Origin of the sequence: Exiguobacterium sp. s56, assembly GCF_018618255.1 — a bacterium.
Lineage (GTDB): Bacteria > Bacillota > Bacilli > Exiguobacteriales > Exiguobacteriaceae > Exiguobacterium > Exiguobacterium chiriqhucha.
Genome location: NZ_JACSLR010000001.1, coordinates 102,363 through 126,218, shown reverse-complemented (window position 1 = coordinate 126,218; position 23,856 = coordinate 102,363). Strand labels below are relative to the sequence as shown.

The following is a 23,856-nucleotide window of genomic DNA, read 5'->3' as shown; positions in this document are numbered from 1 at the left end:
TCCACCTCTTTCCGTTTGCACTTCACATTCTATTATGCCAGTGATTGAACGTAATGTGAAGCAAACTTCAATGCTTCGTCCAGTTTTGTCGCGTCACGGCCTCCGGCTTGTGCCATGTCAGGACGGCCTCCACCGCCACCGCCGCAACGTGTTGCCACTTCTTTAATCAATTTCCCGGCATGGAAGCCACGGTCGTTCAAGTCTTTCGTCACCCCTGCGACGAGGTTAACCTTGTCGCCGTTCGCCGAACCGAGCAAGATGACGGCTGAGCCGAGCTTGCCTTTCAATTCGTCGACCATGCCACGAAGGGCGTCCATGTCTTGTCCGTCGACGCGCTTGGCGATCAATTGGACATCGCCGAACGTCTCGATGGCGTCAGTGAGTGACGACGCTTCGATGTTCGCAAGCTTCGCTTTGAGCGATTCGCTCGCGCGTTCGAGTTCTTTCATTTCAGCTTGAAGCGCTTGGACACGTGTTGGCACTTCGAGCGGTTTCGTCTTGAGCAGTTTCGCTGCATTCTCGAGCGTTTCGATATGCTGGTTCATCACTTCGTAAGCCCCAGCGCCTGTGACCGCCTCGATGCGACGTGTACCGGCTCCAATCCCTGACTCCGACAAGATTTTGAAGAGTCCGATTTCAGCCGTGTTCCCGACGTGGCAACCACCGCAAAGCTCGACCGAGTCACCAGCCGCGACGACGCGGACGACGTCCCCGTACTTCTCCCCGAAGAGTGCCATCGCACCTTTCGCTTTCGCGTCGGCAATGTTCATCTCTTCGATATCGACGCCGATTGACGCCCAAATGCGTTCGTTCACTTGACGCTCGATTGCCTGAAGCTCTTCAGACGTCACTTGACCGAAGTGCGAGAAGTCGAAACGGAGACGGTCTGGTGTCACGAGTGAACCGGCTTGGTTGACGTGCTCACCGAGCGTGTCTTTCAACGCGCGATGCAACAAGTGCGTCGCCGTATGGTTTTTAATGATCGCTTGACGTGAGTCGAAGTCGACCGTGGCCGTCACCGCGACCTCTGCCTTGGCGACACCCGATGTAACCGTGACCGTATGCAAATTTTGGCCGTTCGGTGCTTTCGAGACGTCTTTGACGTGAAGGACGAAGTCCGACCCGACGATTTGACCTTTGTCACCGATTTGTCCGCCGCTCTCGGCATAGAATGGCGTCTGGTCGAGAATGACTTGCGCTTCTTCCCCTGCAGCGACGACGTCGACGAGCTCACCATCGTGAATCAAGCTGATGATTTTAGCTTCTGTGCCGAGGTTCGTGTAACCGACGAACGATGACGCGAGCGTGATGTCTGCGAGTACGCCTGACTGGATTTGCATCGACTCGACGTCGGCGCGGGCTGTCCGGGCACGTTCGCGCTGTGCGTTCATCGCTTGTTTGAAGCCGTCCTCGTCGACTGAGAGGTTATGGTCTTCCGCGTATTCGATCGTCAATTCGAGTGGGAAACCGTACGTATCGTATAGACGGAACGCGTCTTCCCCACTGATGACGTTCGAACCGGCTGCTTTTTGTGCTTTCGCGACTTCGTTCAAGATGGCAAGACCGTCATGAAGCGTCTCGTGGAAACGTTCTTCTTCATTTTTGACGACTTTCTTGATGAAGTCTTTCTTCTCACGGACTTCCGGGTAGAAGTCGACCATGATGTCGCCGACGACGTCGACGAGCTCGTACATGAACGGACGCTCGATGCCTAGCATCTTCGCATAGCGGACGGCACGACGGAGCAGACGACGAAGGACGTAGCCACGGCCTTCATTCGATGGGAGCGCCCCATCCCCGATTGCGAACGACACGGTCCGGATATGGTCGGCGATGACTTTGAACGCCACGTCTTTGCTGCTGTCGGCGCGATACGTCTCGCCGCTGATTTTCTCTGTCTCACGGATAATCGGCATGAACAGGTCCGTGTCGAAGTTCGTCGGCACGTCTTGCATGACGCTCGCCATCCGCTCGAGACCCATCCCTGTATCAATGTTTTTCCGTGGGAGCTCGGTATAGTTCCCGTGCCCGTCATGATTGAACTGACTGAAGACGATGTTCCAAATCTCCAAGTAGCGTTCGTTCTCGCCGCCTGGGTACAGTTCCGGGTCAGTCGGGTCGTCGCCGAACGCCGGTCCGCGGTCGAAGAAGATTTCTGTGTTCGGGCCAGACGGGCCTTCCCCGATTTCCCAGAAGTTCTCCTCGAGCGGGATGATGCGGTCAGCCGGAACGCCTAATCCGAGCCAGATTTGTTTCGCTTCTTCATCTTCCGGGTGAATCGTCACGGAGAGACGGTCCGGATCGAGTCCGTACCACTCGTCACTCGTGAGCAGCTCCCAGCCCCATTTGATCGCATCTTCACGGAAGTAGTCGCCGACCGAGAAGTTCCCGAGCATCTCGAAGAACGTATGGTGACGAGCCGTCTTCCCGACGTTCTCGATGTCGTTCGTCCGAATCGACTTCTGCGCATTGACGATGCGGGGGTTGGCAGGAATGACGCGGCCATCGAAGTATTTTTTAAGCGTCGCGACACCTGAGTTGATCCAAAGAAGCGTCGGATCCTCAACCGGTACGAGCGAGGCACTCGGCTCGACACTGTGTCCTTTTGATTTGAAGAAATCTAAATACATTTGGCGAATCTGTGCGCCAGTTAATGGTTTGAGCGGTTTCATCAACAATTCCTCCTTCAGTTTAAACGAAACGAAAAAAAGCGATGCTCATCCCTGTGGAAAGGGACGAAAGCATCGCTTCGTGGTACCACCCTCGTTCGCACGGCAAAGCCGTGCCTCGAACATCCGATAACGCGGATGAGGCGCCCAGGGTGAGTGGGGACTCCAGACTAGCTTCGGTCGACCGGACCCCCATCTTCTCTCAGCCTAGGAAGATGTCTCTGGTGAGGCGGTTACGACGTACTCATTTCCTTCATCGTCTTTAATCGTTTCAGTTTTCTATTGGTCATTATCACACGTCAATCAGGAGACGTCAAGACTTGCCGCCTAGCCGCTCGACGAGTTTCGTCCGCCGCACCGGTTCCTCTTCCCGTGTCGCCGCCTCGAGCGCACGCACGTCCCCGAACAAGAGCAGGCTCTTCTTCGCCCGCGTGACGGCCGTATAAATCAAGTTGCGCGACGAGCGGAAGCCGCCGTTGAAGAAGACGGGCATGAGCACGATCGGGAACTCGGACCCTTGCGACTTATGGATGGTGATGGCATAGGCGTGGGTGAACTGGTCCCATTCGCTCCGGTTATACTCGACCTCGGTTTGATCGAAACGGATATAGATTTTATCGACCTTGTCGACGTTCTCTTTGGCGTAAAAGATATTCGTGATTTCGCCGATGTCACCGTTGTAGACGTTCTCCTCGGCGTTATTGACGAGTTGGAGCACTTTGTCCCCGTTTCGATACGTCCGGTTGCCGTGCTTCACTTCCCGGGCCGCCGATTTCGGATTGAACACGTTTTGAAGTGCCTCGTTCAAGCCGTCGATGCCGCATACCCCGCGGTACGTCGGCGCGAGCACTTGGATATCGAACGGTGAATAGCCTTTTCGTAGCGCGGCCCCTGCCATTTGGCAGATGGCTTGAAGTGCCGTCTCTTGGTTGGCCGTATAGAAACGGCGGTCCGGCAGCGCCGCGAGCAAATCGTCCGGCATCTGTTTCGCGTTGAGCGCGTGCGCCAGGCGCAGGATGCTCGACTCGGACGCCTGCCGATGGACGACATCAAGGCGGACGACCGGGATGCCGTCGGTCGCCATCAAATCGGCGAGCACTTGGCCCGGTCCGACCGAAGGCAATTGATCCCGGTCCCCGACGAAGAGAATCTTCATCCCGTTCGGCACGGCCCGGAGCAGACTCCGGAACAAGAAGATATCAATCATCGACGCCTCATCGACGATGAGCACTTTTCCGACGAGCGGATTCGTGTCATCGACTTGGAATGAACTGCCGTCAAACTTGAGCAACCGGTGAATCGTCGAGGCCGGCAGCCCCGTCGACTCACTGAGCCGTTTCGCGGCCCGGCCGGTCGGTGCGGCGAGCACGAACGGGAACGGTTGATTCTGTACGGGTTCGAGCTTCCAATCGAACACGTCGCTGAGCGCGTGAATGATGCCACGGACGACGGTCGTCTTCCCGGTCCCCGGTCCACCGGTGAGCACCATGAGCGGCGACTTCAAGGCGAGCTCAATCGCTTCCCGTTGTTGCGTCGCATATTCGATTGAGAACATCTCTTCGACGCGTCCGACCGCATCGAAAATCGTCGTCATATCGACGTCTTCTGTCGTCGAGGTCGACATGATGCGCGCGAGTTCTTCGGCCGCTTTTTGTTCGGCCCGGTACACGCGCGGATGATAGACGACCCCGTCTTCGACGATGACTCGCTCATCGTTCGCGAGCGTCTCGAGCGCCGAGACGAGTGCCTCACCCGGGTCGCCGCCGATGATGCGCGGCATCTCGTTCGCGAGTTGGTCGGCCGTGACGAACAGATGCCCGTTTCCTTGCTCGAGCTCGAGCACGTATAACACGGCCGCAGCAATCCGTTCCGGATGAATCCCTTGAATTCCGAAGTGAGCGGCGATGGCATCGGCCGTCTTGAAGCCGATACCAGGGACATCATACATGAGGGCGTATGGATTTTTTTCAATCGTCTCCATCGCCCGTCCTTCATACTCTTTGTGAATCTTTGAGGCGAGGCGCGGTGTCACGTCGAACGGCGCCAAAAACAATAGCAACTGGTCGACCCCATACAAGATGTTCAACCGTTCGGTGATGACGCGGGCTTGTTTCTCTTTCAAGCCGTCGACGTTTGACAAAAGGCTCGGATGCTTGACGATTTGATCGATACAGTCGTCTCCGAGTGCGTCAGCAATCTTCTGGGCCGTCTTTTGGCCGATCCCGGGGAACGAACCGTTCGTCAAAAAGCGGACGGCCGCGCGCTTCTTCATCGGGACGACACGACGAATCCACTCGGCCTTCATCTGTTTCCCGAACCGGGGATGGTCGACGAGACGCCCGTGCGCTTTGTATGTCTCACCTTTTTCAATGCCGACGCCGACACCGGCGATGACCATCTCGGTCTCGTCTGTCTCAAAATTCTTTTCTTTTATACGTACGAGCGCGATCGTGTGCGCTTCTTCTTCCGATTGAAACAGGACGCGGATGACTTTTCCTGTCAACTCGTAAGGTGCTGCCATCATTCGAGCCACCTCCAGCTAGTTTTCCATCCCCCATTATAGCCCGAGTTGAAACGATAGGACAAATCGCCTAACTGAACAGGTTCAAGATGCGCTCAAGTTGATCGAGGTCGACCCGTTCGAGGATGCGAATCAGTTGATCGACGTCGATTCGGTTCAAAATCCGTTCCAGCTGTTCCAAGTCCACATTCTCGAGCAACCGTTCGAACCGTTCCAGCTCCCCCGAATTAACGTAACCTTCGAGCCGCTCGAACATCTCGGTCCGTTCGATGCGGAACAGTTGCTCGAGCGACGGCCGCTGAATCAACAGCACGAGAACTGCGGCAACGACATGGACGCCCCAATTGAGCACGACATGACCGAGTCGCACCGTCTGTCCGACGAACGGGATGAGCGGGATAAACGACAGCTGCAACACGATGATGACAAGCTGGATGTATGGATTCGGGATGAACCAGGCGATGAGCGCGAGTACGGCCGGTACGACCCAGGCCACCCCGACAGTGCCGAGCGTCGCGGACCAAGAACGATGGGCCGACAGGATCCAATGCATGATTATGCCGAGCACGAAGAACGTCGCGAACAAAAGTAAAAGGACCGTCGTCGCCCGTTCCGACTCGACGACGACACGGAACAACAGATTGTTCGTCCACTCGCCCGTCGCGAGACGTTCGTCGACGGCCGCGAACAGACGCCCGAGCATGAACCATTCGATGATAAAAAAGACAAGGACACTGACCAGACTGATTACACGCATACACTTCTCCCCTCTCAATTGTTATCCCATTTCCCGAACAATCGGACGGCTATGCACGTTTTTCGTCGAATCAAAGCGGGAACTGTTCGAGTGAACCTATGAAGGAGGGACTATGTATGAAGAAACGTATTCCAATCAGTGGCCTGTGTGAACTCGTGTTAGAAGTGACCGATATGGCGGAAGCTGTCGACTTTTGGCACGGCAAGCTTGGACTGCCCGTCGTCGAGCAATGGGTCGGTGACGATGCCGAGCCGAGCGAGGCGCAGGAACAGGCGAACGAACCGTGGGCGACGTGGCTCTATGTCGGCGGGAACACCCGCCTCGGCCTTTGGTTGAAACGTGATTTCACTTCAGAAGAAGAATCAAACCGACAAGAGGACGTGACCGAGTGGGATACGCTCTACGACGAGGGCGGCGCCCACGTCCATTGCGCGTTCTATGTGCCGATGGACTCATTCAATCAAGCGCTCGAGGTGTTAGAGGCTTCAAATATCTCGACAAAACTCCGGACGTGGGACGAGGATGAGACGGTCAACGGCAAAGAGCGCTCGGCCTACTTTAAAGACCCGAGCAAGAACGTCATCGAGCTGTATACGAAAAACATGGACGAGGCGTACGAAAAGTTCGGCGGCGAGCCCGTGAAAATCACGACGAAGCAACTTTGATTCACATATACGCTCGACAACGCACATGATAAGATGAGAGAAAATGGAAAAGGTTGTGTGTTATGCGTTTCTTTCCGCTTCTCATCGTGATTGGTTTAGGGTTGCTCACGTATGGACTGTCTTTCATGGTGGATACATTCCCCACGCTCGATCGTCTAACTTCTTTTGCCACCCTATCGTTCGTTTCATTCGGTGCAGCCTTGCTCATCTTAACGGATGGTATACGCCGGGCTAAATCAGGCCGACGCGTCGGTTGGAACTATATCACGCTCGCCTTCGCATTATTATTGACGATTTATAATCTTGCGGTTTGGATGATCGGGGAGGTGGTTTCATGACGCTCATCTTACCAGAATGTATCACTGGCTTTTCATACGGCGACTGCCCCGCCCCCGAGTTCGATAATCAATCATTCCAAACGGTTTGTTTCGATTACGCTCGTCGGAAAGGCGGCACGTGCAACATCATCCTTGGGGACTCGGTCACTCCGAACTATGACCAAGCGACGATCACCATCCGTGGACGCAGCATCTATGTGCTGCTCAGCAGAGTGTATCCCATCATTGGCATCTCAAAAGTTGAACCGTTTCAGTACGAGTACATCGATGTACCCGAACTGACCGACATGTTTCCGGATTCCTATCAAATCCCATCAGCGGCGGAGCTGAATGAACGATTTGATGTGACGCTACAGCCGTTTCTGAACAAGGCAGAACGTGGAGAAATCAACTATTGGCAGCCAAAGACAATCGGCAACGTCATCTTCCATTATTGGGACTAACGAAAAGCGCTTCTCGCAAAATTTGCGAGAAGCGCTTTTTTGATTCAGTTGCCGAGCAGCTCATCCATCTTCGCTTTCGCGTCAAAGGCGAGCGCATGGTCCGGTTGCAACTCGAGCACACGCTCAAGTTCAGCATATGTCTTATCTTGTTCACCGAGGAACGCATAGGCGATCGCCAAGTTATAACGGGCGTCGGTATGGCTCGCGTCGAGGTCGAGCGTATGCTCGAGCGCTTCGACGGCCATATCGAGCTGTTCGTTCTGTGCGAGCGCGAGCCCGTACTGGAACGAGATCTCGACGTCTTCCGGCGCCTGCTTCATCGCCTCGCGAAGACGTGGCAACGCCCGGACGAAATCGCCCATCGCCTTGTACGTCAAGCCGAGCATGAAATGAAGGTCGGCGTCGTCCATCCCGGCAAGGAGCGCCTGACGAAGCGAGGCCTCGGCCAAGTCGAGCTGTTCGAGCTCATAGGCGAGCGCTCCCTTCGCATAGTGCGCCGCGCCGAACGCGTTGTCGAGCTCGAGCGCCTTATCGTAAAAGACGACGGCCCGTTCATGGTCACCGATCGCTTGCAACAGCGTGCCCATGTTGACGAATCCGGTCGGGTCCGTCGGGTTCGCCTCGATGGCGGCATTGAACTGCTTCGCCGCCTGTTCGAACTCACCTTGTTGCATCGCTTGGATGCCTAATTCGTTTGCGTTCATCCTCATCACCTCATCCGATATAGTCGAGTCGTTTTCCGTTTCGATACGCTTCGTCAATCGTCGCACCGCCGAGGCAGATGTCGCCGTCATAGAAGACGACCGCCTGGCCTGGCGTGATGGCGCGTTGCGGCTCATCAAATTTGACGAGCACTTCGCCGTTCTCAAGTGGCGCAATCGTCACCGGTACGTCTTGTTGACGATAGCGGAATTTCGCTGTCGCCCGGAACTCACCTGTTGGTACGGCACCTGTCCATGACAGCTTCGAGGCGAGCAACGCGTCCGAATAGAGCGCGTCATGATGGAACCCTTGGCCGACGTACAAAATATTTTCTTCGACGTTCTTGCCGACGACGAACCATGGGTCCCCGTCGCCGCCGATGCCGAGGCCGTGGCGTTGGCCGAGCGTGTAATACATGAGCCCGTCATGGTTTCCTTTTTGCTCCCCATCAAGCGTCTGCATGATGCCTGGTTGTGACGGCAAGTACTCCGAGAGGAACTCTTTGAAGTTGCGCTCTCCGATGAAGCAGATGCCCGTCGAGTCTTTCTTCTTCGCTGTCGCGAGTCCCGCTTCTTCGGCGATGACACGGACGTCTTTCTTGTCCATATGACCGATCGGGAACATCGTCCGCGCGAGTTGGTCTTGTGACAACTGGTTCAAGAAGTACGTTTGGTCTTTGTTGTCATCTTTCCCACGAAGGAGGCGATGCTCACCGTCGACATACTCGACCCGTGCGTAGTGCCCGGTCGCGACGAAGTCGGCTCCGAGGCGAAGCGCGTGGTCAAGGAACGCCTTGAACTTGATTTCCTTGTTACACATGACGTCCGGGTTCGGCGTCCGTCCGAGACGGTACTCGGCCAAGAAGTATTCGAACACACGGTCCCAATATTCTTTCTCGAAGTTGACCGCGTAATACGGGATCCCGATTTGGTTCGCGACCGCGATGACGTCTTCATAGTCTTCGGTCGCCGTACAGACACCGTTCTCGTCCGTATCATCCCAGTTTTTCATAAAGATTCCGATGACGTTATACCCTTGCTTTTTGAGCAGATGGGCCGTCACCGATGAATCGACGCCGCCTGACATCCCGACGACGACCGTCGTCTCGGCAGGGGCTTTTGTGCGTAAGTTCATTCGTTATCTCACTCCGTTCGTGAATGTCGAGACGACCTCAGAGAGTCGTTCGGCGAGCCGTTCCACGTCTTCGACCGAGTTACCGTGTCCAAAGCTGATGCGGACGGACTGTTTCGTCCGCTCCGACGTCCCGAACATCGCCGTCAATACGTGTGACGGTTCAATCGATCCGGCCGTGCAGGCACTGCCGCTCGAGATGGCGAAGCCGCGCATGTCCATCATGATGAGGAACGGTTCGAGCTCGATGCCCGGGAGATACAAGTTGACGATGTGCGGCAAGCGATTCGCCCCGTTCACGTCATACTCGACTCCGAGTTCATCGAGTCGCCCGAAGAGCGCCTCAGCCATTTGCCGGTACGTGTTCACCCGCTCGGCTTGTTCGATGTTAGCCAGTTCGGCTGCTTGTTGGAACCCGACGGCACCCGGAACGTTTTCCGTGCCGGCTCGACGTTTCCGTTCTTGTTGTCCTCCAAAAGAACGCGTCGCTAATTTTACACCTGTTTTCATAAAAAGAAAACCGATACCTTTCGGGCCATTGATTTTATGGGCCGAGGCCGATAATAAATCGACACCGAGCGCCTTGACGTCAATCGTTTCCGTGCCGAGCGCTTGGACCGCGTCCGTATGGAAATAGGTCTGATGGTCGGCGAGAAGCGCCCCGATTTCCGCAATCGGTTGCAGTGTGCCGACCTCGTTGTTGCCGTACATGACCGATACGAGAATCGTGTCGTCCCGGAGTGCGGCACGAACGGAATCAAGCGTCACCGCACCCGTCGCGTCGACATCGAGATACGTCACGTCGAAGCCTTCCCGTTCGAGTTGCTCCATCGCGTGCAGGACGGCGTGGTGCTCGACTTTCGTCGTAATCAAATGTTTGCCTTTATGTTGATTCGCATACGCCGTGCCGAACAACGCATAGTTGTCCGACTCGGTCCCGCCCGACGTGAAGACGATCTCGTTCGGGGTCGCCCCGATCCACGTGGCGAGTGTCCGGCGCGAAGCGTCGAGTGCGGCACGGGCCGTCCGTCCGATGCCGTGGATGCTCGACGGGTTGCCATATTGCTCGAGCATATAGGGCGTCATCGCCTCGAGTACCTCCGGACGCATCGGCGTCGTTGCGGCATGATCAAAGTAGTTCATGTTCGTTCACCTCACCTTTAAATATAGAACATATAGCCATCGGAATCTTCTTCAGCGAGATCGGCGAGTGTCGTCTCTTCGAGCACTTTCTCGATCGCGGCTTTGATTTTATCCCATAGCTTCCGTTTCACGGCATCGTCCGCTTCCGAGTCCTCGACGATCGTGAGCGGCCCTTCGAGCAAGCGGATGATTTCGCCCGCCGTGATGTCCGTCGCCGGTTTGACGAGCTGATAGCCGCCATACGCCCCGCGGACGCTCTTGACGAGCCCACCGTTGCGGAGTGGACCGATCAACTGCTCTAAGTAATGTTCCGGCAAGTCATGCCGGGCCGCAATCTTTTTCAAGCTGAGCGGTTTGTTGTCCGTCTCCCGGGCCAATGCGATCATAATCGTCAATCCATAACGACCTTTTGTAGATATTTTCATCTTCATGTCTCCTTCTGCTATACTAATCGAACAAACGTTTGTCGAAAGGAATGTGTACGTATGAGTGATTTATTTCAGCAATCGAATAGCGGCCCACTCGCCAACCGGATGCGGCCGGAAACGTTAGACGAAGTCATCGGTCAACGCCACATCATCGGCGAAGGCAAACTGTTGCGCCGGGCCATCGAGGCCGACCGCCTCGGCACAATCATCCTGTATGGACCGCCGGGAACGGGCAAGACGACGCTCGCCCGCGTCATTTCAAATTATACGAAAGCGACGTTCGTCCAATTGAACGCCGTCACGGCCAAACTCGATGAACTGCGAAGTGTCATCCGTGAGGCCGAGTCCCGGTTCGACTTCGAACAAGAACGAACGATTTTATTTTTAGACGAGATCCATCGGTTCAATAAACTGCAGCAAGACGCCCTGCTCCCGGCACTTGAAGCCGGCAAGCTCATCTTGATCGGGGCGACGACCGAAAACCCGAGTTTCGAGGTCAACGCGGCGTTGCTGTCACGCGCGACCGTGTTTCGGCTCGAACCGCCTGGACCAGACGAACTTCGTGTCGTCTTGGAGCGGGCCCTGTCTGACAAGAAAGGACTCGGCAATTATCCGGTTCACATCGCGGAAGCCGCCGTGGATCATTATATCAAAATGGCGGACGGTGACTACCGCGTGCTGTTGAACGCCCTCGAACTGGCCGTGTTGACGACGCCCGAGGTTGACGGCAAAATCGACATCACGCTCGAAGTGGCCGAAGAGTCGATTCAACAAAAAGCGATCAAGTACGACAAGACGGGCGACCGGCATTATGACGTCATCTCGGCGTTCATCAAGTCGATTCGTGGCTCCGACCCGGATGCGGCCCTGTACTGGCTCGCCGTCATGATTGAGGCCGGCGAATCACCGCGCTTCATCATGCGCCGCCTCTACGTGCATGCGGCCGAGGATATCGGCCTCAGTGACCCGAACGCGCTCGTGATCGTCGATGCGGCCGCCCGCGCGAGCGAACACGTCGGTTTTCCGGAAGCGCGCATCCCGATGGCCCAAGCCGTCCTCTATCTTGCGACGGCACCGAAATCAAACGCGGTCATCACCGCCATCGACAAGGCGATCCATCACGTCCGCACGGTCGAGGGCGGTCCGGTACCGGTCCATCTTCGCGACGCCCATAGCCCGGGTGCGCGTGAGCTCGGCAACGGTGCCGGCTACAAGTATCCGCACGACGAGAAAGATGGCTACGTCTCGCAAAACTATTGGCCGGAAAACCTGGCCCGGAAACGTCCTAAATATTATACACCGACGAGCCGTGGCTTCGAGCAACAGCTGCAAAAACGGCTCGACTATTGGGAAAAACGACGCTGACTCTGATGAGCCGGCGTCGTTTTTTTATTTCTGGATGCGGTTGATCTCGACACCCGCTGTCTCGAGCATTTGATTGATGACATAGCCCGCAGCGACGAGGCCTGCGACCGAAGGGACGAACGCGTTCGAACTCGGTGGCATCTTCGCTTTACGGATCGGGGCATCTTTCTTGCCGACGACCTCGTTCACATCTTCGCGTGTCACGATCGGTGACTCGTCAGAGAAGACGACCGGGACGCCTTTATGGATACGCTCTTTGCGGAGACGCGTCCGAACCATTTTGGCGATCGGGTCGTACGTCGTATCCTTGATGTCGACGACTTTGATGCGCGTCGGGTCCATCTTGTTAGCCATGCCCATGCTGGAGATGACCGGGATGCCCCGGCGTTTGCACTCGACGATCAAATGAATCTTATAAATGATCGTGTCCGAAGCGTCGATGACGAAATCGAGGTCTTGGGCGAAGAAGTCTTCGAACGTCTCTTCTGTATAGAACATCTTCAATTTGACGAGCTCGAGCTCCGGGTTGATGTCGAGGAGACGTGTTCCCATCGCTTCGACTTTCGGTTGCCCGACCGTCGACAAGAGCGCGTGGATTTGACGGTTGACGTTCGTGATGTCGATGTCGTCCTTATCGACGAGGACGATGCGTCCGACTCCGCTCCGCGCGAGTGCCTCGGCCGCGAACGACCCGACACCGCCGACGCCGAGGATGGCGACAGTCTTACCTTTTAAAGCTTCTAAACCTTCTTGACCGATGGCCAACTCATTACGTGAAAACTGGTGTAACATACTCTTCCTCCAAATGAATCCTATTTTCTCACACTATTTTACTCGGAATTATAATCAAAAAAAAGACGTCTAGCGACGTTTTTGCAATAAAATCGATGGGGCCCGGAGTGCCGTGACGATGCCCTGCTTTTGAACCTGCTTAAGCAGGTGGGTGACCTAGCGTCCCCTTCACAAGTCCTCCTGCACGTGATGAGGCAGTTGATCTGGATGGCAGTTCGGTCTCCCGTATTCAAAGTGTTGGCTCAAAATAACGAAGGCGGCTCTCGTACACCTCAGGTATCCCATCTGTTGCCTTTACTATAGCCTGTCTATAAAAAGAAGTCAATCAGAAACGATGACTTCTTATGACAGTTTCGTCACAACCAGCTATTACGAAACGCACCGGTCGGGTCGTACGTATCTTGTTGCCGCGTGACGTTGAAACGACGGTCCCGCGCGTCGTTGCCGACGCCGGCCTGGTACGCCCAATTGCCATAATTACTCGCCACATCGTAGTCGATCAGCATCGATTCGAAATAGGATGCGCCGATGCGCCAGTCCTGCCCGAGCTCTTTCGCAAAGTAGCTCGCGACGATTTGCCGGCCCCGGTTTGATATCCATCCCGTCGCGTTCAATTCGCGCATGAACGCATCGACGAAGTCGACGCCCGTCTCTCCCGCTTGCCAACGCCCGATGACGTCATCGTCCACGCGCCATGTCTTCTGTTTCGAACGGATGCCTTGGGCGCGGAACAGTCGCTTCCCTTGCTCGAGGGCGACCCATTGGAAGAACTCGCGCCACAACAGTTCGAAATAGAGCCAATACGTCGACTCGTTCGCCCCGTGTGACCGCTCATGTTGCTCGAGCTCGTGCAATACCCGGCGCGGTGACAACGAACCGTTGGCGAGATAAGCCGACAGTTTCGATGAGTCGTCGACCCCGAAACCGTTCCGTGTCTCTTTGTACGTTCGGACCGGACCGGCCAAATAGGCGGCGAGACGCGCTCGCCCCGCCCGTTCCCCGCCTTGGAACGGGAACGCAGTCCGTGCATCCTGTCCCGGCTGTTCATAAGCGACCGGAAAATCGATGGCACGCCATTCCTTCGCAGGCGAACGTTCGGCCAATCGATCCGGTCTCGCATCAGCCTCGACCGCTTTCCGAAACTCGGTGAAGAGGAATGGTAGCTTCTCAAACGGAATCTCGTCCCGCGAATAGAGGGTGAATCCGTCGAACGACTGACATTCGCCTTGCCACGCGGTCATGACCTCACGTTCACGTCTCCGTTCGTTATAGCCGATCGACCGTTGGAACAACAAGCGGTCGGTCGGTTCGAAGACGTCAAGTGGATGTCCGACATGGACGAACAGCGGGATGCCGAGCGCTGCGAGCGAACCGGCCAAGTCGTCGAGTGCCTCGTTTAAAAACTGGAGTCGCCGCGGCCCGAGTGGAATATGGCCGAAGCGGTTTTCAATGAGCTCTTCTTGCGCAATGACGTAATGGCCCTCAATCGGATCGTCATGACGGAGCGCCTCCTCGAGCGGACGATGGTCGTCGACCCGCAAATCGTTTTGATACCAGATAATCGTCTTCATCTTTTTCGCCTCCTTCCCCCATTATGGGACATGGCTGCCGGTGTTCGCTTAGACGAAACTGTAGGAAACATGTTTTCATTTCCGAAACAGGTGGAATATACATCATTAGAACAGAAAGGGGTGCAGCAACATGGCTAGAAAAGGTAAATTTGGTACACTCATTAAAGTCGCGACGGCGGTCGCACCGTTCGTCTACGATTACTATAAAAAGAACAAAGCAAAAAAAGCATCGACACCTAAAAAGTGAGCCAAGCGCTTCGGACCTCGTCCGAGGCGTTTTTTTCTTGCGTGGAAACGAGATATGATATGATGATGGAACATTTTAGGGAATCGAGGCGACCATCATGCACGCGGTATGGGTACAATCTTTACGAATCAGTTTGAAATGGGCGTTATTCATGAGCGGCCTGTTCCTGCTCGCCCTCGGGTCGTCGATGATGATCACGGCCGACCTCGGCGTGTCGACATGGGACGTGCTCCATCTCGGGCTCGCCCGGCACACCCCGATTTCCGTCGGGACGATCATCTTGCTCGTCGGTCTCTTGCTCGTCCTCTGCAAGTACATACTGGACCGGATTCGGCCCCAGTTCGGGACGCTCGTCAATGCCGTCTTCGTCGGCGTGTTCATGAACTTGATTCTCGACCAGCATTGGTTGCCGCAGCTCGACGGCATCGCGTTCAACATCGCCTGGCTCATCCTCGGCATCTTCGTCATCGGGATGGGTGCCGGGTTGTACGTCGCCATCGGTTATGGGGCCGGCCCACGGGACGGGTTGACGCTCGCCTTGGCCGATCGGTTCAACACGTCGGTCCGCATGATGCGGACGTGGATGGAACTGACGGCTTGCCTCATCGGCTGGGTGCTCGGCGGACCGGTCTTCTTCGGAACGGTGCTGTCGATTTTCCTAATCGGCCCGTTCTTCCAGTTTTGGCTTGAACAGTTCCGGCGACTCGTCTCGGTCATCGACCGGGCGAAAATTGCGGCATAAAAAAAGAGAGGACATCGGACACGGTCCGGTCTCCTCTCTTTTCGTTATGGGACGAGGACGATTTTTCCGAACTTGCCCCGTTGCTTAAAGTACGTCTGCGCGTCCCGCGCCTCAGCGAGCGGGAACGTCCGGTCGACGATGGGCCGAATCTTCCCGGCTTCAATCGCCTCGAGCATCGCTTTGAACTCGGCCCGCGTGCCGAGCACGGAGCCGTACATGGTGATATGTTTCAAATACATCGTCCGGAAGTCGAGGTTCGTCTGTTGACCCCCGGCCGAACCGGAAATACAGAACTTGCCGCCATTTTTCAACACCTCGAGCGATGTCGCGAACAAGGCATCGCCGACGACATCGAGCACGGCATCGACCGGTCCCCCGTTCGCTTCGAGAATCTCGTCGGCGAGCGTCTCGGAACGGTATGAAAAAACACGGCTCGCCCCTAGTTCTTTCAGCTTCGCTTCATCTTTCAAATCGCCGACGATGGCGAATACGTTCGCGCCATGCACGTTCGCCGCGATTTGGACGTTGAACGAACCGACCCCACCGCTCGCACCGGTGACGACAATCGTCTGCCCCGGCTGAATCTCAATCTGTTCATTCATATGCCACGCTGTCAACCCGCTCACCGTGAAGACGGCGCTATCGACGAAACTGTCGAGCGGCATATCGTAACAGAGTGCGGCCGGCCAAGCGACATATTCGGCATAACCGCCATCGTACTCGGAACCGATGAACGACATATCGTCAGCGATATGCTCTTCCCCGTCCTGCCCGCTCGATGTGAACGGGAACAGGATGACGCGACGTCCTACCATCGTCTCCTCGACCCCGCTGCCGACCTTCACGACTTCACCCGTGATATCTGAACCCGGGACCCGTGGGAACTGGACCCCTTCCGGCCGCCAGCCGGACTCTTTGTCCGTCCCATACGCCCCTTCTCGCATCCAAATCTCGGTATTGTTAATTCCGCACGCCTTCACGCGCACGAGCACTTCTCCTTGTTTTAGGCTCGGAATCGCGACATCGACGACTTGTAATTGATCGACGTCACCGTAACCGATGACCTGTATTGCTTTCATCACTTGTTTTCCTCCTCATCACAACTATATTCCTGTCTATACCCCACTAACGCACGACAGCCACCAAAAATTATTGGTGGCTGCCCATTCCTTATAGTTGTTGGCGTCTGAGCAATCCGGCGAACACGCCGCCTTTCATGCTCAATTCATCGTGCGTCCCGTCCTCGACGATGCCGTCAGCGGTGACGACGAGGATACGGTCGGCATTTTTCACCGTCGCTAAGCGGTGGGCGATGATGAGCGTCGTCCGGTCGGCCGCGAGTTCATTGAGCGAGTCTTGAATGATCGCTTCCGTCTCCGTGTCGAGCGCGGACGTCGCCTCGTCCAAAATCAAAATCGGTGGATTTTTGAGGAACATCCGGGCGATGGCAATCCGTTGTTTCTGTCCGCCCGACAGCTTCAAGCCCCGTTCCCCGATTTGCGTATCGAGGCCGTACTGCAACTCTTCGACGAGCGAGTTCAGATGTGCTTTCTCGACCGCATGCATAATTTCCGCGTCGGTCGCGTCCAGCTTCCCGTAAGCGATATTCTCACGGAGTGTTCCCGCGAACAAGAACACGTCCTGTTGCACGATTCCGATTTGGCGTCGCAGACTCTCTTTCGTCATATCGCGGATGTCCATACCGTCAATTGTGATGGCGCCACTCGTCACGTCATAGAAACGCGGGATGAGCGAACAAATCGTCGTCTTCCCGGCCCCGCTCGTCCCGACGAGGGCGACCGTCGTACCCGACTTGATGTCGAGGTCGATGTCGGTCAACACTTGGCGATAGTTCGAGTAGCCGAACGAGACGTTTTGGAAGGCGATGTCGCCTTTCAGTGCCGTGACGTCGACGGCGTCCGGACGGTTCTCGATGTCCGGCGCCTCGTCCAATAGTTGCGTGAATCGTTTGAAGCCGGCCATCCCTTTCGGATACATCTCGAGGAGGGCTGTGATTTTCTCGATCGGCTTGATGAGCAAGTTCATATAGAGGATGAACCCGACGAGCTGCCCGTAAGACAGTTGACCTTGATACGTCAAATAGGCGCCGTAAACGAGTACGAGCAGCGTCATGAGCCGCGTCGTAATATAAATGCCCGCAAGCGATTTACTCATGACTCGATACGCCTCGATTTTCGAGCCGCGGTAGAAGTTATTGTCTTTCTGGAATCGGTTGATTTCGAACGTCTCGTTCGTGAACGATTGGACGACACGCGCGCCGGAGACGCTGTCCTCGACACGGGCGTTCACTTCACCGATGTTCGTATACATCTTTTGCCACGCCTTGTTCATGTTTTTGTTGGCGTACGTGATCATGATGACAAGGAATGGCACGGCGACGACCGTCACGAGCGCGAGTTGCGGGTCGATCGAGAACATGATTCCGAACGCACCGAGCAGTGTCATGATGGCGATGAAGAAATCTTCAGGACCATGGTGCGCCACTTCGCCGATATCGAACAAGTCGTTCGTCACCCGACTCATCAGATGGCCGGTCTTATGATTATCGAAGAACCGGAACGACTGTTTATGGATGTGGGTGAACAGCTCTTCCCGCATATCGGTCTCGATATTGATGCCGAGCTTATGCCCCCAATAGTTGACGACGTACTGCATCATCATGGCGAGTATGTAAAGAATCAATAGGCCGATGCTGATGATGATAATCCAATTCCATTCCCCACCCGGCAACAGGTCGTCGATGAACCATTGTACGGCGAGCGGAAAACCGAGCTCGAGCAGGCCGACGAGGATGGCGAACGAGAAATCGAGGATGAATAACTTCTTATGTGGACGGTAATAACTAAAAAAACGTGAGATCATGTCGTTTCCCCCTTCTAAACAAATAGTTTACGCCTTTTTGCAGGAAGTGGAAAACGGGAAGCACGTCTTTTTCAATCTTTTTTCCAGCGAGGTATAATAGAGTTAAGGAGTGATACACATGAACGTACAGATTACAGAACGCGCTCAGGCGCGGATTGATGCCTTAAAAGGCGACCGTGACGGACAAATGCACTTGTTTTATGAGACGGAAGGTTGCGGCTGTGGCAATAGCGGCATCTTCGAGATTCGCTACGTGACCGAGACGACACCAGAAGATGTCGAGATTGATTCGAACGTCGGCCCGATTCTCATTAAGAACTGGACGAAAATCTTTTTGGACGAGGACATGATCATTGACTATCGTGACGATAAACGGACGCTTGTCTTGAAGAGTAACGGCCAAGTGTTCAACTCGAACTTACTCGTGACCGATGGGACCGGTTGCCAGTTGAACGTCCCGAGCCGATGAAGCAGGCGTTACGCGACCATCCGAGCCTCTGGCTTTGGTTTATCCTCAGCTTCGGGCTCGGCCTGTTCGGCATTTACCTGGCGTTCGCGGACTCGGTCTACACGATGACGGCCGTGATCGCCTCGCTGTTCGCCTTCGGATTCGCGCTTCAGCGAACGGCGAAAAAGATGAATGACCAAGAGGAAAACTAACAACAGATAAAGAAATGAAGAGAAGGTGTCGGACAATTCGGTCGACCCTTCTTTTTTAATACATACGATTTGGAGGAATTTGAAATTGAAACGCTATATGATTCATTGCCAGGACATCGATGTCCGCGTCACCGAATGGGGCGAACGCGACAAGCCAGTCATCTTTTGTTTGCACGGCCTCGGCAGTACAGCACTCAGTTTCATCGAAGTTGCGGACAAACTACAACACCACTTCCGCATCCTTGCGATTGATGCACCGGGTCATGGGATGTCCCAATCTTTTCAGGATGACCATGCATACGACTTCCCTCGCTTTTGTGAGTGGCTGAATCAAGTGCTCGACATGCTTGATGTGAACCGTTTTTATTTCCTCTCCCATTCCTGGGGGTCTTTCATCCACCTCTACTATTTGATCGATCAAGGCGACCGCGTCGACGGTTCAATTTTGATCGATGGTGGGTATCAAAGTAAGCGGCTGCGCGGACGCTCTTCAGAGAAAGAGGCGGCGTATTACGAAACAGATTTTGAAGTTTTTTGTGAGACTTGGGGCGAATTCGAATCGATGGCGGTCTACGATGGGATCTCGAGACGTTCCCCACTCCTAGATTTGGCCGCGCAAGACCTTGCCGTACATAGAGACAACCGCTACTATTGGCACGCTCGCGGAAAAACTGGTGCAGCCATCATTCGATCGATGTATCGCGATGAGGTGCTCGATTTTTCAAGCCGGGTGCAATCGAACTCGATCATCCTGTTGCGGGCGACGCTTCCAGAAGCAGATGAGCCATTTAAAATCGATGCATCGAATCAAATCGCCGAATTGACCGGTGCCGTCGTCAAACCCGTCCCATCCGCTTCACACATGCTCCATTGGGAAAATCCAGATCGTGTCGTTCAAGAAGTCAAAGAAAACTGGGTCACATCTGTTTCCGTGTAAGTAAAAGGAGGTTCGCCGCGGCGAACCTCCTTTTGATTGCTTATTTCTTCTCTTTCAATGCGGTACGAATCGACAACTCTTGGAGTTGCGCGTCCGCGACCGGGCTTGGTGCTTGTGTGAGCAAGTCGCTCGCCGACGCCGTTTTCGGGAAGGCAATCGTGTCACGAAGGTTCGAACGACCCGCGAGGATCATGACGAGACGGTCGAGACCGAGCGCGATACCCGCGTGTGGCGGTGTGCCATATTCGAACGCTTCGAGCAAGAAGCCGAACTGGTCGACTGCTTCTTGTTCTGTGAAGCCGAGCAATTTGAACATGCGCTCTTGAATGTCACGCTCATAAATCCGTTGCGATCCGCCACCGAGCTCATAGCCGTTCAAGACGAGGTCATAGGCAAGGGCGCGTACACTCGCTGGATCCGTCTCAAGCAAGTGGAGGTCTTCACGGTTTGGCATCGTGAACGGGTGGTGGTTGGCGTAGAAACGTCCGTCTTCTTCTTCGAACGTGACGAGCGGGAAGTCCGTCACCCAAAGGAAGTTGAATTTCGACTCGTCGATGAGCCCGAGCTCATGACCGAGTTTGACGCGAAGCGCGCCGAGGCTGTCGGCGACGACTGTCGGTTTTGACGCCACAAAGAGGAGCAGGTCGCCCGCTTCTGCGTTCGTCGCTTCCATCAACTTCTGAGCATACGTCTCGTCGAAGAACTTGGCGATCGGTCCGTTCAAGCCTTCTGGCGTCACTTTGAGCCAAGCGAGACCTTTCGCGCCGTAGACGGCCGTGAACTCTTGAAGCTTGTCGATGTCTTTACGCGAGAACTTGTCCGCTTCACCTTTGACGTTGATCGCTTTGACTTGTCCGTTTGACTCGAGCGCCATGTCGAACACTTTGAAGCCGGCACCTGTGACAGCGTCCGCGACGTCGATGAGCTCAAGACCGAAACGTGTGTCCGGTTTGTCTGAACCGAAACGGCGCATCGCCTCTTCGTGCGTCATCCGCTCGAACTTGGCCGGTGTGTCCGTGCGACCGAGCGTCGCTTCCATGACTTGGCCCATCATCGATTCCATCATCGCCATCAAGTCTTCGACGTCCATGAAGCTCGTCTCGATATCGACTTGCGTGAATTCCGGTTGACGGTCGGCCCGAAGGTCTTCGTCACGGAAGCAGCGTGCGATTTGGAAGTAACGGTCGAATCCAGCCACCATGAGGAGCTGCTTGAACAACTGCGGTGATTGCGGGAGCGCGTAGAATTCGCCGCCGTGAACACGGCTTGGGACGAGATAGTCACGCGCGCCTTCTGGTGTCGACTTCGTCAAAATCGGTGTCTCGACTTCGAGGAACTCCTCTTCCGTCAAGAAGTTACGGATCGTGTTCGACGCCTTCGAGCGGAGACGGAACGTCTCTTGGAGCGCCGGACGACGGAGGTCGAGGTAACGGTATTTAAGACGGAGGTCTTCCGATACGTTCTCGGCCTCGTCACCGATTGGAATCGGCGTCATCTTCGCCGCGTTCAAGATGTTGATTTCAGAGGCGATGACTTCGATGTTCCCGGTCGGCATATTCGGATTCTTGTTCTCACGTTCGAGGACAGTTCCCTTAATATCAAGTACGTATTCGCTGCGGATCGACTCGGCGAGCTTGTGCACCGCTTCGTTTTCTGGGCGAACGACGACTTGGACGATGCCTGTGCGGTCACGAAGGTCGATGAAGATGAGGCCTCCGAGGTCGCGACGTTTTTGTACCCATCCTTTCAATTGTACGTCTTGGCCGATGAGTGATTCTGTCACGCGGCCGTTCATATGTGTGCGTCCAATCATTGTCCTGCTCCTTCCGATAGTTCACGAATTTTGTCTGCGACAGCCGAAAGCGGCACGTCGACTTGTTCCCCGGTCGCCATGACCTTGAGAGAGGCCGAGCCGCGTTCGACTTCATCGTCTCCGAGGATGACGGTGAACTTCGCGTTCAAGCGGTCGGCTTGTTTGAATTGTCCTTTGAACTTGCGGCCGAGATAGTCGCGGTCCGCCTTGAAGCCTTCGATGCGAAGCAGTTGCAACAGGCGTGTCGCCGTCACTTCGACTTCTGATCCGCCTTGGGCGACGACGAAAACATCAAGTCCCGTCTCGAGTGCCGGGAGCACCCCTTCATTCTCGAGAGCGAGGATGAGACGCTCGAGCCCGATCCCGAAACCGATGCCCGGCATGTCCGGTCCACCGATGTCTTGGACGAGACCGTTATAGCGTCCACCGCCGCATAGCGTCGTGATGGCGCCGAAGCCTTCTGCCTCTGACATGATCTCGAACGCTGTGTGCGTATAGTAGTCGAGACCGCGGACGAGCGTCGGGTCGACGACGTAAGCGACGCCGAGCGCATCCAAGTGCGCGAGTACTTTCTCGAAGTACGTCTTCGACTCTTCGTTCAAGAAGTCGAGAATCGAAGGTGCCGACTTCATCGACGGGTGGTCGCGGTCGACTTTACAGTCGAGGACGCGAAGCGGGTTTTGGTGCAATCGCGTCTGGCAATCTTGGCACAGCTCGTGCTGGACCGGTTCGAAGTGACGGATGAGCGCTTCGCGGTGAGCGTTGCGGCTCTCGGCGTCACCGAGCGAGTTGACGACGACCTTGATTTGCTTCAGGCCGAACGATTTGTAAATCGTGTAGGCGAGGCTGATCACTTCTGCGTCGACGGCAGGGTCACTGCTACCGATCGCCTCGACACCGTATTGGTGCAGTTGGCGGAACCGGCCTTTTTGTGGACGTTCGTAGCGGAACATCGGTCCCATGTAGTACAGTTTCGTCGGCTGGTCGGGGCTGCCGAACAGCTTGTTCGTGACGAAAGCGCGGACGACCGAGGCCGTCCCTTCCGGACGGAGCGTATACTCGTCCTTGCCTTTCTTGACGAGCGTGAACATCTCTTTTTGGACGATGTCCGTCGTCTCGCCGACGCTGCGTGTGAACAGGTCGGTCGTTTCAAAAATCGGGGTACGAATCTCTTTATAGTTGTAACGGGCGCTAATGTCGCGTAGTTTCTCTTCGACATACTGCCACGTCTCGACCGTGCCCGGAAGCAGGTCTTGTGTGCCGCGTGGTGCTTTCATCTAAATTCCCTCCTTAGAATACAAAAAGGCTCTCGTCCGCAAAGGGACGAGAGCCTGTTAAAGTTTCCCGTGGTACCACCCTCGTTGCAGAGCCATAATCGATACTCTGCCACTCGAAATCGGTTAACGCCCGATGAAACGGCTCCCCCTACTAAGAGTTCAAGGAAGCACCTCCAAAGTGTCGTTCGGGTCATCATCCAGTCGATGCTTTCAGCCTCGGCATCGCTCTCTTTGCTGGTGGGGTGACCGTACTTTTCTTTATCGTAGGTGTTAGGTTATATGGTTCATGATGCCGAATCACGCCTGCTTCTGTCAAGCGTTTTTTTCGAGCATGAGCGTGACCGGACCGTCATTGACGAGCGCGACATCCATCATCGCCCCGAACTTCCCGGTCTCGACGACGAGCCCGTGCGTCCGCAAACGCTCGTTGAACTTCTCGTAAAGACGTTCGGCGATATCCGGCTTCGCTGCTTGCGTGAAAGCGGGACGACGGCCTTTGAGCGTGTCCCCGTAAAGCGTGAACTGCGACACGGACAACACTTTGCCGGCGACGTCTTGAATCGATAAGTTCATCTTCTCGTCCGCGTCCTCGAAGACACGGAGTCCGGCCACCTTGTCGGCGAGCCAGTTTACTTCCGTCTCGGTGTCCTCGTGCGTCACCCCGACGAGGAGCAAATAACCGGCCTCGATTTGACCGATCGTCTCCTCATCGACGGTGACGGATGCTTCTTTTACTCGTTGCAACAATACACGCACAGAAATCTTCCTTTCG

General features: G+C 55.3%; 22 protein-coding genes, 1 other RNA gene and 1 other annotated feature. Of the genes, 8 read left to right on the top strand and 15 right to left on the bottom strand.

Annotated features, from left to right (window positions below; genetic code table 11):
- Positions 1 to 32: 32 nt before the first annotated feature.
- The 3 genes from alaS to KNP71_RS00635 form a co-directional block, all read right to left on the bottom strand.
- Complete coding sequence (alaS, locus tag KNP71_RS00645; protein WP_214829839.1) at positions 33 to 2,672, bottom strand: alanine--tRNA ligase; 2,640 nt, start codon at positions 2,670 to 2,672, stop codon at positions 33 to 35.
- 310 nt (positions 2,673 to 2,982) lie between these two features.
- Entirely contained in the window at positions 2,983 to 5,190 is a 2,208-nt protein-coding gene (recD2, locus tag KNP71_RS00640) for an SF1B family DNA helicase RecD2 (RefSeq protein ID WP_251132725.1), read from the bottom strand.
- A 70-nt stretch (positions 5,191 to 5,260) separates the two neighbouring features.
- Entirely contained in the window at positions 5,261 to 5,947 is a 687-nt protein-coding gene (locus KNP71_RS00635; protein WP_214829834.1) for a magnesium and cobalt transport protein CorA, read from the bottom strand.
- Between the two features lie 116 nt (positions 5,948 to 6,063).
- On the opposite strand from KNP71_RS00635, the gene KNP71_RS00630 reads away from it, so the two are divergent.
- The 3 genes from KNP71_RS00630 (at position 6,064) to KNP71_RS00620 (ending at position 7,393) form a co-directional block, all read left to right on the top strand.
- Complete coding sequence (locus KNP71_RS00630) at positions 6,064 to 6,612, top strand: VOC family protein (protein ID WP_251132724.1); 549 nt, start codon at positions 6,064 to 6,066, stop codon at positions 6,610 to 6,612.
- Positions 6,613 to 6,674: 62 nt separating this feature from the next.
- The gene (locus KNP71_RS00625) at positions 6,675 to 6,950 is read left to right on the top strand and encodes a hypothetical protein (RefSeq protein ID WP_214829829.1); all 276 of its coding nucleotides are present in this window, start codon (positions 6,675 to 6,677) and stop codon (positions 6,948 to 6,950) included.
- Positions 6,947 to 7,393: a hypothetical protein gene (locus tag KNP71_RS00620; RefSeq protein WP_214829827.1), complete on the top strand. Its 447-nt coding sequence runs from the start codon at positions 6,947 to 6,949 to the stop codon at positions 7,391 to 7,393. Before KNP71_RS00625 ends, KNP71_RS00620 begins: the two co-directional genes overlap by 4 nt.
- Before the next feature lie 44 nt (positions 7,394 to 7,437).
- On the opposite strand, the gene KNP71_RS00615 is transcribed toward KNP71_RS00620, so the two are convergent.
- The 4 genes from KNP71_RS00615 to cymR are packed head-to-tail and all read right to left on the bottom strand — an operon-like array spanning position 7,438 to position 10,794.
- The gene (locus KNP71_RS00615) at positions 7,438 to 8,097 is read right to left on the bottom strand and encodes a tetratricopeptide repeat protein (protein WP_214829825.1); all 660 of its coding nucleotides are present in this window, start codon (positions 8,095 to 8,097) and stop codon (positions 7,438 to 7,440) included.
- Between the two features lie 10 nt (positions 8,098 to 8,107).
- Positions 8,108 to 9,229: a tRNA 2-thiouridine(34) synthase MnmA gene (gene mnmA, locus KNP71_RS00610; protein ID WP_214829823.1), complete on the bottom strand. Its 1,122-nt coding sequence runs from the start codon at positions 9,227 to 9,229 to the stop codon at positions 8,108 to 8,110.
- 3 nt (positions 9,230 to 9,232) lie between these two features.
- Positions 9,233 to 10,369 carry a cysteine desulfurase family protein gene (locus tag KNP71_RS00605; protein WP_214829821.1) on the bottom strand — a complete coding sequence of 379 codons (1,137 nt, stop codon included), beginning with the start codon at positions 10,367 to 10,369 and terminating at the stop codon, positions 9,233 to 9,235.
- Positions 10,370 to 10,386: 17 nt separating this feature from the next.
- Complete coding sequence (cymR, locus tag KNP71_RS00600) at positions 10,387 to 10,794, bottom strand: cysteine metabolism transcriptional regulator CymR (protein ID WP_021066920.1); 408 nt, start codon at positions 10,792 to 10,794, stop codon at positions 10,387 to 10,389.
- Positions 10,795 to 10,854: 60 nt separating this feature from the next.
- Here cymR and KNP71_RS00595 point away from each other — a divergent pair, with 60 nt between their 5' ends.
- Positions 10,855 to 12,162, top strand: coding sequence for a replication-associated recombination protein A (locus tag KNP71_RS00595; protein ID WP_214829820.1), 1,308 nt, complete (start codon positions 10,855 to 10,857; stop codon positions 12,160 to 12,162).
- 24 nt (positions 12,163 to 12,186) lie between these two features.
- On the opposite strand, the gene KNP71_RS00590 is transcribed toward KNP71_RS00595, so the two are convergent.
- The 3 genes from KNP71_RS00590 to KNP71_RS00580 form a co-directional block, all read right to left on the bottom strand.
- Positions 12,187 to 12,954 carry a tRNA threonylcarbamoyladenosine dehydratase gene (locus KNP71_RS00590; protein ID WP_214829817.1) on the bottom strand — a complete coding sequence of 256 codons (768 nt, stop codon included), beginning with the start codon at positions 12,952 to 12,954 and terminating at the stop codon, positions 12,187 to 12,189.
- 95 nt (positions 12,955 to 13,049) lie between these two features.
- A non-coding RNA gene (ssrS, locus tag KNP71_RS00585) (6S RNA) lies at positions 13,050 to 13,236 on the bottom strand.
- 74 nt (positions 13,237 to 13,310) lie between these two features.
- A complete protein-coding gene (locus KNP71_RS00580; protein ID WP_214829814.1) occupies positions 13,311 to 14,525 on the bottom strand; it encodes a DASH family cryptochrome in 1,215 nt (404 codons plus the stop codon).
- A 344-nt stretch (positions 14,526 to 14,869) separates the two neighbouring features.
- Between KNP71_RS00580 and KNP71_RS00575 the strand changes: the two genes are divergently transcribed.
- Positions 14,870 to 15,514 (top strand): YczE/YyaS/YitT family protein, encoded by a 645-nt coding sequence (locus KNP71_RS00575; protein ID WP_214829811.1) that lies wholly within the window; start codon positions 14,870 to 14,872, stop codon positions 15,512 to 15,514.
- A gap of 44 nt (positions 15,515 to 15,558) precedes the next feature.
- Here KNP71_RS00575 and KNP71_RS00570 read toward each other — a convergent pair whose 3' ends face one another.
- A complete protein-coding gene (locus tag KNP71_RS00570; RefSeq protein ID WP_214829808.1) occupies positions 15,559 to 16,593 on the bottom strand; it encodes a zinc-binding dehydrogenase in 1,035 nt (344 codons plus the stop codon).
- 91 nt (positions 16,594 to 16,684) lie between these two features.
- Positions 16,685 to 18,397 carry an ABC transporter ATP-binding protein gene (locus KNP71_RS00565; RefSeq protein WP_214798959.1) on the bottom strand — a complete coding sequence of 571 codons (1,713 nt, stop codon included), beginning with the start codon at positions 18,395 to 18,397 and terminating at the stop codon, positions 16,685 to 16,687.
- A 118-nt stretch (positions 18,398 to 18,515) separates the two neighbouring features.
- Between KNP71_RS00565 and KNP71_RS00560 the strand changes: the two genes are divergently transcribed.
- From KNP71_RS00560 to KNP71_RS00550, 3 genes are all read left to right on the top strand, one after another.
- Positions 18,516 to 18,866: an iron-sulfur cluster biosynthesis family protein gene (locus KNP71_RS00560; protein ID WP_021066911.1), complete on the top strand. Its 351-nt coding sequence runs from the start codon at positions 18,516 to 18,518 to the stop codon at positions 18,864 to 18,866.
- Positions 18,839 to 19,057 carry a hypothetical protein gene (locus KNP71_RS00555; RefSeq protein WP_125318019.1) on the top strand — a complete coding sequence of 73 codons (219 nt, stop codon included), beginning with the start codon at positions 18,839 to 18,841 and terminating at the stop codon, positions 19,055 to 19,057. Before KNP71_RS00560 ends, KNP71_RS00555 begins: the two co-directional genes overlap by 28 nt.
- Before the next feature lie 85 nt (positions 19,058 to 19,142).
- Complete coding sequence (locus KNP71_RS00550) at positions 19,143 to 19,994, top strand: alpha/beta fold hydrolase (RefSeq protein WP_251130759.1); 852 nt, start codon at positions 19,143 to 19,145, stop codon at positions 19,992 to 19,994.
- A gap of 40 nt (positions 19,995 to 20,034) precedes the next feature.
- Here KNP71_RS00550 and aspS read toward each other — a convergent pair whose 3' ends face one another.
- The 3 genes from aspS to dtd form a co-directional block, all read right to left on the bottom strand.
- Positions 20,035 to 21,807 (bottom strand): aspartate--tRNA ligase, encoded by a 1,773-nt coding sequence (aspS, locus tag KNP71_RS00545; protein WP_131471105.1) that lies wholly within the window; start codon positions 21,805 to 21,807, stop codon positions 20,035 to 20,037.
- Positions 21,804 to 23,084 (bottom strand): histidine--tRNA ligase, encoded by a 1,281-nt coding sequence (gene hisS / locus KNP71_RS00540; RefSeq protein WP_021066907.1) that lies wholly within the window; start codon positions 23,082 to 23,084, stop codon positions 21,804 to 21,806. Before hisS ends, aspS begins: the two co-directional genes overlap by 4 nt.
- Positions 23,085 to 23,123: 39 nt before the next feature.
- Positions 23,124 to 23,358: a binding site (T-box leader), on the bottom strand.
- 38 nt (positions 23,359 to 23,396) lie between these two features.
- Positions 23,397 to 23,840, bottom strand: a complete 444-nt coding sequence (dtd, locus tag KNP71_RS00535; protein WP_021066906.1) for a D-aminoacyl-tRNA deacylase — start codon at positions 23,838 to 23,840, stop codon at positions 23,397 to 23,399.
- Between the last annotated feature and the right edge of the window lie 16 nt (positions 23,841 to 23,856).